The sequence below is a fragment of the Bacillus sp. CH_48 genome (assembly GCF_038008465.1).
GTDB lineage: Bacteria > Bacillota > Bacilli > Bacillales > Bacillaceae_G > Bacillus_A > Bacillus_A thuringiensis_S.
Map to the genome: position 1 here is coordinate 1 of NZ_JBBOZF010000003.1, position 10,225 is coordinate 10,225.

Below are 10,225 nucleotides of genomic sequence, written 5' to 3' on the forward strand. Positions count from 1 at the left end.
CCGCCTACCTTGGCATGAAAAAGCTAACGCTTTTCCATGCCAAGGTCAGACGCATTCATTTTTGATTCGCGCTGCGCTTGAATCAAAAACAAGCTCGGCAAGCCGAGTGAATGGTCTTCAGGCGGATTTTGCCCTGCGGGATTTCGCATTCCTGGAAGCACTGCATCAGGAATGCCTCTTTTTCTAATTCAGCTTTCGCTTCTTAGAAAAAGACAAAGAGGATTCGCCCATGGCAAACTCTCTTTGTCTCAACAGATCATGTATACTTCGCATACATGATCTGTAAAAGTTATTCTTCTCTCAATTAAACAAGTAAATCCATAATCATATTCATAGCGAAGACAGCAAGCTTCGCTATGTCTTCCCAAAAATACAAGATCGTATAAAAGCAAAAACAAAAAAGATTCCCTAAGATTCGTCATTTAAGACCCTAGAACCCCTCTAGATTAAATTCTTTTATAAAAAAGTAGTTTTATATAGCCCTTCATCAAAAAAATGAAATACAGACCTTCTGAGGCTTTTAAAACAAATCTATTCCCTCTACTTTTGAGGTAGAGGGTGGCCGGGGTGTGGGGAGACCCCACGTATTGCGTATCTAAAAATAGATAAATAATCTATTGGAGAACGTTAGACCAAGCGATTTGGCTCGTATAATGAATAGCTCAAGCCGATATGTCTAAATCCCACTTTTGAGTTTATCGGCTTGGCGATGAAAGCAAACGAGCCAAAAAAAGTTTGGCAAGGATGTTAGAAAAAAGAAAAGTCTTCGACTTTAGCCGAGGATTGACGAGGCGACTTTTTTCTAGCAAAGGTGGAGATTTTTAAGCCGGGTTTGCTTAAAAATACTACCTGTTCCTTGCGGAACTTTTAGCTCTTTATATAGAGAGTGAGAAGGGAACAGCATACGTAACTATAAAAAAGCCTTTAATACCAAGGGATTTGGGATTTTTTATAGTTATCGAATTCGATAACTTTAGTTATCGAATTCGATAACTATAAAGTTATAAAAAAACCTGTATGAAATTCATACAGGTTACACTAATTTTATAGGTAAATTTTTTAATTCTTTAGGTTTTCTTATAAACATAGTTTGTAGTGTTTGATTAATATTGTCACGATCTCCACAAAGAATTACATTAGGATTTATATACAATGCATACATTCTAGCATTAATTCCATCCCTACCGGATTCAAAACGCCCAATTAGCCCTTTTTCAATTAATTGCTTTACTAGTCTACTAACTGTATTTTTACTAGATCCTATTTTTTCTGCAATTTCAGTTTGAGTCATGGGTAATTGTTCTTTTGCATTAATATCATGAACAATACAATTCGAACGAAAACCTATAAACCCAATAATTTTATTTAAAAACATAATTTCTTCGTTTTTTAAATAATTATTTTGAATGAGATATAACCAATTCTCTTGAATAATTTGAGCAAATTTAGCTTTATTTTTTACTTTCCGTTCAGGTACCAACTTCATTCCATGTAAATTAGCTTTTGCTTGAAGTTCATTTGCTATGTACATCTCTTCTTCTGACAATATCTTCGAATTCTCGATATCTCTCAATCTTGAATTCCTTTCAGCTTGTTTTAAATTGATAGTATTTGTCATAACTTTTCTCCTCGTTCCTAGTATTTACAACTAGTACGGAGACTTTTTTTATGCTATTATGTAATTAGAAATTTATAAGAATAAAAAAGCCTCTCATTATAGTTGTTTCTCGACAATTCAATTATATCATGATTGGCTTTTTTTGTTATAACTAATAGAAAAAGAGTCCTGTACATAGGACTCTTTTTCTGCTTATGAAAGTAAACTTTTAAATATTAGTTTACATTCGTTCCCCCTTAAACATTGACTTATGACCAAATCCCCTGATATCTTCAATTTATACAACAAAAGTATACATTCAAAATACTATAAAATAAGAGGTCGAAAATCCATGAATAAAAAACCACATCTCATTGATGTCCAACCTATCCGTAGCAAAGAACAGATCGAAGATATGAAATGGGCCCTTAAACGTCACTGTTCCGAAAGAGACTATATTCTCTTTCTTATTGGAATTCATACCGGACTACGCGTAAGTGATCTACTCCAACTCGAAACACAAACCATGATAAAACTAAAACGGAAAAAACGAAAAGAATTTAAAATCAGGGAAGGAAAAACGAAGAAAGAACGTATCATTAATCTTACTTCTATTTTTGATGAAGTATACTCTTATGCCCAAACACTAAAAAGCATCTGGTTATTCCCTTCTCGAAAAGGAGAACGACCAATTAGTAAGATTCAGGCTTATCGACAATTGCAAAAAGCCGGAGATTTTGCCAGTATAGAATCTATTGGGACCCATACTATGCGAAAAACCTTCGGCTATTGGTTCTATAAACAAACAAAAGATGTTGCTATGTTGCAGGAAATCTTAAATCACAGCACACCACAAATTACACTTAAATATATTGGGATTAGTAAAGAAGAAAAAGATAATATCCTAGATACATTTTTTATTTAATCTAAATCTTAAAAAGAGACATTTTATAAATTTATAAAATGTCTCTTTTTGAGATGAGAGAGAAAAAATGTAATCTAATATTTTATTTTTTTATCTAAATAACAATCACAACATTCCCAATGCGGAGGAATCCATTTATAATACCCAGGCTTTAACTGACATATATCTGGTTTATAACAATCATTTTTAGATATTGGAGGATATTGATTATCCATTTGAAATGGAAATGGATTGTTTGGGTATTGATTATCTAAATTATTCATTTTTAATACCTCTTTTATATTTTTATTAGCAACAATGTACAATATTAAATAAATAAAAATAGAGAGCAAGTCTATTCTATTTGTGATTATGTTATCTAAAGATATATAAAATAATCACATTAAAAATTCTATAACATTTTCAATAGAAAAATTTACTTTTAAATTATTTAATAAGTATAATTTTAGATTTGCCCTCCTAAATATTCATACACATAATTTAAACAAAAAAATAAACTTAAAAATTCTAATTGTTTTTTTTGTCAATATCTATGTCCATGCCCACCAAAACCTTGCCCTTGCCCCTGTGACATTTGAAAAAATTGAACAGCTGCACCTGAAAGTTGGGAACCTGAAACCTGTGTTAATCCAACTACAGGATTACCACCAATCCCTAAAGGAAACACTATTGTAACCATTTCTTGACCAGATGGAGTAAAAGTAACTCTATGAATAAAAACACGTGTACCTGACTGAAGAGTTTGCCCATTAGCTAATGTAACAGATTGAGGAATAGTAAATAATTGACCTACTAAATTTTAAAATTGTTGTTGACGAAAATCATCTACATAATCATATTCAGAAGTATTTTGATAATACATAACTAGCCAACCTCTTTCTATTTAAATTTACACATTATATTTACCTATATATTCGATAGGCTTTTTCTATGTCTAAACAATATACCTAAATTTAATATAAAAACTTTTAACAGTATAAACTAAAATTAGTAAAATCTAATAAATATATATTCTACTTACTATTGTCCATCCTAATCTATTTATTCTAACAGTTCACCCAAACATGAGCCTCTACACACCCAAATTCAAATCACTTTCCTAACATAAACAACCCAGAATTTAAAATTTCTACTTCCACAATGTATAAAATCATGATAAAGAAAAAAAGCGAAATCCATTGATATAAATGGAATTTCGCTTTTTTTCTTTTCTGCCAATAATAGATCATTATATTAACTCTCTATAAATATAATATTCATAGATAATTTCTCTTTTATTATTAAAAGTAAAAAAAAGGCATCAATTATTTAATTAAAATAGCTACTTCTTTCTTTTCTATAAATTTAAGCACTCCATGCTTTATGTCACATATGATCATTTTGACCTCGTGCAAAACAATCAATTCGATTAGATCCCCAAGAAGCAACTGCTGGAGAAGATGTAAAAATCCCCCCTAACTAAGTCTTCCCAATCGCTCCATACACGCTGATAACCTTTTGAATGTTTTCTCAAAAATACAACTCGTTCCTTACGGAACTTCTAGCCCTATATATAAGAGTGAGATAGAGAAAATAAAGAAAGTTATTGATATAAAGGGTTTAAGAAATATAGAGTGTACCCAAAAAGAAAAACCTAGAAAACGGAAAAAGAAAACAATAATTTCAAACATATGTTTTTACATTTAAAAATTAATATATTTTTATATCGTTATATAATTATGATATTTTTTTATATAGTTATACTGAATTGTTACATTTTTTTTAAAAATATGACAATTATTTGTCTTTTTTTACAAAATTCAAAAATTTAGAATTTTATGTGTACTTATCATCCTTAAAATGTAATAATCTGGATGTATCATATTTTTTACAAGAAAATATTAGGAGGTTTTTCAAAATGAAGAACAAATTAATTGGATCAGGATTGGCATTATCTTTACTATTAGGTGGAGCAGCTTTTAACTCTACTGCAGCTAAAGCTGCACCAATCGATGAAGCAAAAAATATTACTGTAGAATCAAAGCAAAACATTGAACCACCAAAAGAATTCGCGGCAATGTTAGGACGAGCTGCAGCAAAAGGAGCTGCTTGGGGAGTTGGATGGGTTGCAGGTGAAAAAGCTGCAAATGCTGTATTTGGAAGTAGTTCATCAGATGCTCCTAGCTATGAATACGAAGATGTAAAATCATCTTTCGATCAATAAATCCTATAAAAGTAAATCTAAAGGAGTATTAAAATGAAGAATAAATTAATTGGATCAGGGTTAGCACTTTCTTTACTATTAGGTGGAGCAGCTTTTAACTCTACTGCAGCTAAAGCTGCACCAATCGATGAAGCAAAAAATATTACTGTAGAATCTGCAAACCAAAACATTGAACCACCAAAAGAATTCTTAGCTGTTGCAGGTCGCCTTGCAGCAAAAGGAGCTGCTTGGGTAGGGGGATATTTAGCAGGTGACAGAGCTGCACGAGCAGTAATCGGAAGTAGTTCATCAGATGCTCCTAGTTATGAATACGAAGATGTAAAATCATCTTTTGATCTGTAGATTTATTCTTTAGGGGGTCGAAGACAATAATAAAAAAAATTATTGGATCGGGATTAGCACTTTCTTTACTATTAGGTGGAGCAGCTTTTAACTCTACTGCAGCCAAAGCAGCTCCAGTCGATGAAGCAAAAAATATTACTGTAGAATCTGCAAACCAAAACATTGAACCACCAAAAGAACTCTTGGCTGTTGCACATCGCCTTGCAGCAAAAGGAGCTGCTTGGGTAGGGGGATATTTCGCACATCAAAAAGCTGCACGAGAAATAACTGGAAGTAGTTCATCAGATGCTCCTAGTTATGAATACGAAGATGTAAAATCATCTTTTGATCTGTAGATTTATTCTTTAGGGGGGTCGAAGACAATAATAAAAAAAATTATTGGATCGGGATTAGCACTTTATTTACTATTAGGTGGAGCAGCTTTTAACTCTACTACAGCCAAAGCAGCTCCAATTAATGAGGAAACTATTGCCGTAGAATCCTCAAATGAAAATATTCAGCCACCACAAGAATTTTTCGCCGCAGCAGGACGAGCTGTAGCTGCAGCAGGTGCCTTTAGTGTTGGAAAAGCAGTTGGTAAAGCAGTTGCTAATGCTGCCTTTGGAAACAATAGCACTAATAGTCTTGATTATGAAGACATAACTATAACTTTTGACTATTAATTTTTTGTTTACTATGCAAAACATAATTACGAGCCTTTCTTACTACAAAGTAAGAATTGGCTCGTTTAACTATGTAACTATAAAATTTATTACATATATATAATTAATATTTTATACCTTAAATAAAAAAACATAAACTTTTATCTTGAAATCAATAAAAGCTTAAAAAAATTAGTGAGGTGATAATAATGTGGAAAAAATTAATAGCTGGATTATTATGTACAGCTTTCATATTTCATTTTGCCATAACCCTTATTTATAATACTCCATCTAATCCTATAAAAGCTAAATACAATAAACAATTATCAGCCTATATGGATCCTATTTTCACTCAAAACTGGAGACTATTTGCTCCTGCACCAGTAACAACAAATAGTAAATTTTTTGTAAAAGCCAAAATCAAATCAGATAATGATACTACGACTACTGGTTGGATCGATATTGTTGACTACATGATTAAGGAAAATCAAGAAAATAGATTTACACCATATAATCGTTTATTACGAATTCCTAGAGGTGCATTTGCTTTAAGACAAGAAAGCGATGATACAATGCAAGAAGTTATCAAAAAAATAAACAACGGGAAATTAGATAAAGAAGAATATAAACATTTAGTTGAAAATGAAAGAAGTAAAAATGCTGAAAAAATATCAAATAATTTATTAAACAGATACGCTGAAGCACATCTTAAAAGCGCCTATCCTAATAAAGATATTATAGAATTTAAAGTTCTTCTTGTAGAATCTAACCCAATACCTTTCTCGAAAAAAGAAGAAAAAAATCCTAATAATGAAAAACGTTATATTGAACTTGATTGGGCAAAACCACAAAATGTTATATCTATGTTCTAGTACAAAGGAGTGAAAAACAATGATTAATAAGTTGATTTTATTAAATCAAAAAAAACATATGCTTATAGGAGCTAGTCTAATCCGAATTGCATTTGGATTTATCATTCTTTATAACTATACAATTCATTACTCACAACGTTACTTTTTATGGGGATCTAATGGCTTAATGAGTATGGGAAACCTAAGTCCAGAAGAACGTTTTTTTAACAATTTTTCTCTATATAGTCTCAGTACATCTAACTTATATTTCAATATTATCTATCATTTAGGAATTTTAATAGCAATACTCTTTTTATTTGGTTATAAAGGAAAAATAATATCATTCCTAAATTTCATTTTCATCTGGTCTTTAATGACTCAAAATAATATTATATTAGATGGTGGAGATAATATTTCTCGTATATTACTATTCTATTTATTATTCGCTAATACTACTCAATACTTTTCATTAGACTCTTATTTAAAAAATAAAAAAAATATAAATCCATCTACAACTACTAATACTGAAAATATTTCTTTAAGAAATTTATTACATAACTTATCCATACTCGCATGTCTTGTTCAAGTAAGTATACTATATCTTACTTCAGGTCTTCACAAAGCAATGGGTGAATTATGGCAAAATGGTACAGCTTTATATTACGTTTTACAAGTTGATGAATTCTCTCATCCTTTCTTCAAGAACTTAATACATTCATCTGATCTAATGTTAGTTACAGGATCTTATATAACAGTAATTGTACAATTAGCTTTTCCATTTTTATTATTTAATAAAAAAACAAAATATATTGGTATGATGGGCATAATTGGTATGCATCTAGGTATCGCTATAGTAATGGGACTCTTTAGCTTTTCATTTATTATGATATCTAATCAACTTCTATTTTTAACAGATAAAGAATATAAATCCATATTTACTTATTTAAAACAAAAATATAACAAAGCTTTAACGATTATACAAAAAAGAAAAAAATCAACAGCCGAAATTCACCAACAACTATAAAACCAAAATAAAAATAACACTTTACATAATTCCTATTTCAAATATAAAGTGTTATTTTTTTTTATGCTTTTCGAACAACAGCTAAATAAACAGACGAAGCTATACTTTGAATAAAAAATACAAGCATTACGTAATAAATAAAATATTCCTTATCCATTAACTTAAATATTGCTACAACTACTACTCCAATTAAAATACCAAAAGATAAAATCTTATAAGATAAAGACTTCACCTTAAAAATAAGTATTTGACCTCTCTCATCTTTCGACTCCATCTGCCTTTCAAAAGATCCTTTATAAAACTCTGCTATAAAAACTAATGCAACTAAAACCAAAACTAAAGTTACAGCAATATTACCCATTATTTATCCTCCTCATAACGAAATACATCATTTATATCTTTTTCCAACGAATTAGCAATTTTAAAAGCCAATACTAAAGAAGGGTTATATTTATTTTTTTCTAAAGCTACTATAGTTTGTCGACTAACATTTACTTCATCTGCTAATTGCTGTTGTGTCCACTTTTTTTCAGCTCTTCCTACCGCTATATTATTCTCAAGCATGTCTTCCCTCTCTTCTATCGTATAATTTCCACTAATTGGATTGTAATATATTTCATACAAAAAGTAAATAATTTTTTACAATTAGACTGAAAAATAAAACAACTAAAACCCTAATCAAAAATTTATAAATAAAAACCAATTCCTATCAATCAAAAGAATTGGTTTTTTATTAAAAAATAATAAAGAATATATAATTTCTTACTAAATATATATTCTTTACTTATATTTATTTAAAACACCTTCATAATAAGATACAACAGAATGCTTTGAATATTCTTTGTGAGTCAAATATAAAATCCCTTTATAAATACCATCATCATATAAAAAATCATTTGGTATTTTTAATGATGGACCAAGAGGAGAAACAGGAAATACTTTAAAACAACTTTTTACATATTTATTTTCTTCTACATTTTTTTCGATGTCTTTGCATATCCCGTTATTAACATAATAAGATTCATCTGCGCGTATAGAATTTCCTCCTATAACAAAAGAAACTAATACTAACAAACTTAAAACACTTTTTTTAAACATATGAATCCCCCTTTATAATATTTGTGTCTATCAAAAATAACTTATTTAAAAAGTTACATAACAAATACAAATATTTACCTAATTCCCCAAAAAACCACAAAAACCTTTTTGAAACTTATAAAATAAGAAAAATATAATCAACAAATTTTAAAAAAATACTATTTCCAAAACTCATACCATCTCTTATCTTTACTTGCTGAGATCATTCTCTTAACTTCTTGAAATTCTCTAATTGTTTTTAAAAGTATTTCATCACGACTTTGATTCTTCACTATCTCTTCGCTAGAGTTCATTGCTATAAACTTCTGAGAATCCTGTATCGATTGTATAGCGTTCAATAATTCCAATTCTCTTTGTATAAATCTTTCATCTTGATCCATTAATCGTTTAGTTAATTCCTGAAGTAAATCATTTTGCTTTTCTATGATCTCTTTTTGCTCTTGGATCATCGTCTGTAGCGGTGTAGCGTTGAAATTAGGTTCTTCATAGCGCTCAACATCATGTCGTTCTAATGGCAATACTTCAACACCTTGATGCCATGATACTATTTGCTTTGTAGCATTTTCTAATGTCATGTCTGTGTCGTTCTTTAGATTTATAACCCTACGAAACACCATTACATCACTTTCTCTATACTTCCTATGCCCACGTTCATTCTTAATAAAAGTATAACCCTCTTTTTCAAGAACATCAGCATACTTACGTAATGTACTAGATTGGATACCTAATTGCTCTGCCACATCACTAGGACTATATAGCGTCTTCATAGCATTTCACCTCAAAAAATATATTCGCTATAGCAATGATATACCCTTTTTCCTAATAATTCACGTACCACTTGTTTCAAATTCTTAATTTCCATAACCTTTACATAATAGATTTATATAATTACTATTACAAACTCAATTTTAAAATTAAATACTCATAACAACCAAATCTTTTTTATTTATACAAAATTTCATACAAAAAAAAGAAGAATCCTTGTTTATACAAGAATTCTATGAAAAAACTTACTACCGATAATAAGACGTTATATGAACTAACCATAAATAAGTATTCATCACAAAAAATCCAGATCTTTGCTTATCATTTTACATAATCCCACTTTGGTTTTTGCCCTTTTCTGGGGGTTCCGTCCTACACTTTTTATTCCACGGTTCACTTGACCATGAGCCTCTACACCCTCAAACTCCCAAAGATAACCCCAGCGGGCAAAACCCGCCCTTCTGGGGCCACCTCTGGTGAGTTTGCATGAGGGTGCCCCTCATGGTCAAGTGACTTTCGCGGCATAAACGTTACAGACTCAGTGATCGACCCTTCCCTAGTTGTTCCCCCATGTATTCCTATTACAAAACCTCTCATATCTAAATTAATATATTGTATAATGTACTTGATTCTATGTGGTATCACATATAATCAAGTACATATGCTCCCCTCCGGGGAGCCCGGTTTATCGCCTTAACGGCTTTAAACCGGGAAGATCAAGAGCATCTGACGAATCATCTTGCCGTCCTTCGTCCTGCAAGATTCAAGCAGGGCAAAAT

At 30.6% G+C, this 10,225-nt stretch carries 14 protein-coding genes; 7 read left to right on the top strand and 7 right to left on the bottom strand.

Annotated features, from left to right (window positions below; translation table 11 throughout):
- Positions 1–187, top strand: a 187-nt coding sequence (locus tag N2V92_RS29860; protein WP_340864736.1) for a hypothetical protein, incomplete at its 5' end; no start/stop codon positions are given.
- A gap of 846 nt (positions 188–1,033) precedes the next feature.
- Here N2V92_RS29860 and N2V92_RS29865 read toward each other — a convergent pair.
- On the bottom strand, positions 1,034–1,618 hold the full coding sequence (locus N2V92_RS29865) for a MarR family winged helix-turn-helix transcriptional regulator (RefSeq protein WP_025690064.1): 585 nt from the start codon (positions 1,616–1,618) through the stop codon (positions 1,034–1,036).
- Between the two features lie 331 nt (positions 1,619–1,949).
- Here N2V92_RS29865 and N2V92_RS29870 point away from each other — a divergent pair, with 331 nt between their 5' ends.
- On the top strand, positions 1,950–2,522 hold the full coding sequence (locus N2V92_RS29870; protein ID WP_170265076.1) for a tyrosine-type recombinase/integrase: 573 nt from the start codon (positions 1,950–1,952) through the stop codon (positions 2,520–2,522).
- Between the two features lie 74 nt (positions 2,523–2,596).
- Here the strand turns inward: N2V92_RS29870 and N2V92_RS29875 are convergent, their stop codons facing one another.
- Entirely contained in the window at positions 2,597–2,785 is a 189-nt protein-coding gene (locus N2V92_RS29875; protein ID WP_170265079.1) for a hypothetical protein, read from the bottom strand.
- A gap of 260 nt (positions 2,786–3,045) precedes the next feature.
- Positions 3,046–3,201 (bottom strand): hypothetical protein, encoded by a 156-nt coding sequence (locus N2V92_RS29880; protein ID WP_249383817.1) that lies wholly within the window; start codon positions 3,199–3,201, stop codon positions 3,046–3,048.
- A 1,218-nt stretch (positions 3,202–4,419) separates the two neighbouring features.
- Here N2V92_RS29880 and N2V92_RS29885 point away from each other — a divergent pair.
- From N2V92_RS29885 to N2V92_RS29905, 5 genes are all read left to right on the top strand, one after another.
- Complete coding sequence (locus tag N2V92_RS29885) at positions 4,420–4,725, top strand: hypothetical protein (protein WP_070179072.1); 306 nt, start codon at positions 4,420–4,422, stop codon at positions 4,723–4,725.
- Between the two features lie 33 nt (positions 4,726–4,758).
- Positions 4,759–5,067 carry a hypothetical protein gene (locus tag N2V92_RS29890; protein ID WP_170265081.1) on the top strand — a complete coding sequence of 103 codons (309 nt, stop codon included), beginning with the start codon at positions 4,759–4,761 and terminating at the stop codon, positions 5,065–5,067.
- 182 nt (positions 5,068–5,249) lie between these two features.
- Positions 5,250–5,402: a hypothetical protein gene (locus N2V92_RS29895; protein WP_157797784.1), complete on the top strand. Its 153-nt coding sequence runs from the start codon at positions 5,250–5,252 to the stop codon at positions 5,400–5,402.
- Positions 5,403–5,917: 515 nt separating this feature from the next.
- Positions 5,918–6,580 (top strand): DUF5819 family protein, encoded by a 663-nt coding sequence (locus N2V92_RS29900; RefSeq protein ID WP_070179075.1) that lies wholly within the window; start codon positions 5,918–5,920, stop codon positions 6,578–6,580.
- Positions 6,581–6,599: 19 nt separating this feature from the next.
- The gene (locus N2V92_RS29905; RefSeq protein WP_170265083.1) at positions 6,600–7,583 is read left to right on the top strand and encodes an HTTM domain-containing protein; all 984 of its coding nucleotides are present in this window, start codon (positions 6,600–6,602) and stop codon (positions 7,581–7,583) included.
- Between the two features lie 61 nt (positions 7,584–7,644).
- Here the strand turns inward: N2V92_RS29905 and N2V92_RS29910 are convergent, their stop codons facing one another.
- From N2V92_RS29910 to N2V92_RS29925, 4 genes are all read right to left on the bottom strand, one after another.
- Positions 7,645–7,944 (bottom strand): hypothetical protein, encoded by a 300-nt coding sequence (locus N2V92_RS29910; RefSeq protein WP_025689547.1) that lies wholly within the window; start codon positions 7,942–7,944, stop codon positions 7,645–7,647.
- Positions 7,944–8,147: a helix-turn-helix transcriptional regulator gene (locus N2V92_RS29915; RefSeq protein ID WP_070179076.1), complete on the bottom strand. Its 204-nt coding sequence runs from the start codon at positions 8,145–8,147 to the stop codon at positions 7,944–7,946. Before N2V92_RS29915 ends, N2V92_RS29910 begins: the two co-directional genes overlap by 1 nt.
- Before the next feature lie 216 nt (positions 8,148–8,363).
- Positions 8,364–8,681, bottom strand: a complete 318-nt coding sequence (locus tag N2V92_RS29920; RefSeq protein WP_098283261.1) for a hypothetical protein — start codon at positions 8,679–8,681, stop codon at positions 8,364–8,366.
- A 158-nt stretch (positions 8,682–8,839) separates the two neighbouring features.
- Complete coding sequence (locus N2V92_RS29925; protein WP_170265086.1) at positions 8,840–9,448, bottom strand: DUF3967 domain-containing protein; 609 nt, start codon at positions 9,446–9,448, stop codon at positions 8,840–8,842.
- Positions 9,449–10,225 lie beyond the last annotated feature (777 nt).

Excerpts from the sequence above, each read along its gene's own strand:
- N2V92_RS29865 (WP_025690064.1), bottom strand. The coding sequence starts at position 1,618 with ATGACAAATACTATCAATTTAAAACAAGCTGAAAGGAATTCAAGATTG.
- N2V92_RS29870 (WP_170265076.1), top strand. The coding sequence starts at position 1,950 with ATGAATAAAAAACCACATCTCATTGATGTCCAACCTATCCGTAGCAAA.
- N2V92_RS29875 (WP_170265079.1), bottom strand. The coding sequence starts at position 2,785 with ATGAATAATTTAGATAATCAATACCCAAACAATCCATTTCCATTTCAA.
- N2V92_RS29880 (WP_249383817.1), bottom strand. The coding sequence starts at position 3,201 with ATGGTTACAATAGTGTTTCCTTTAGGGATTGGTGGTAATCCTGTAGTT.
- N2V92_RS29885 (WP_070179072.1), top strand. The coding sequence starts at position 4,420 with ATGAAGAACAAATTAATTGGATCAGGATTGGCATTATCTTTACTATTA.
- N2V92_RS29890 (WP_170265081.1), top strand. The coding sequence starts at position 4,759 with ATGAAGAATAAATTAATTGGATCAGGGTTAGCACTTTCTTTACTATTA.
- N2V92_RS29900 (WP_070179075.1), top strand. The coding sequence starts at position 5,918 with ATGTGGAAAAAATTAATAGCTGGATTATTATGTACAGCTTTCATATTT.
- N2V92_RS29905 (WP_170265083.1), top strand. The coding sequence starts at position 6,600 with ATGATTAATAAGTTGATTTTATTAAATCAAAAAAAACATATGCTTATA.
- N2V92_RS29910 (WP_025689547.1), bottom strand. The coding sequence starts at position 7,944 with ATGGGTAATATTGCTGTAACTTTAGTTTTGGTTTTAGTTGCATTAGTT.
- N2V92_RS29915 (WP_070179076.1), bottom strand. The coding sequence starts at position 8,147 with ATGCTTGAGAATAATATAGCGGTAGGAAGAGCTGAAAAAAAGTGGACA.
- N2V92_RS29920 (WP_098283261.1), bottom strand. The coding sequence starts at position 8,681 with ATGTTTAAAAAAAGTGTTTTAAGTTTGTTAGTATTAGTTTCTTTTGTT.
- N2V92_RS29925 (WP_170265086.1), bottom strand. The coding sequence starts at position 9,448 with ATGAAGACGCTATATAGTCCTAGTGATGTGGCAGAGCAATTAGGTATC.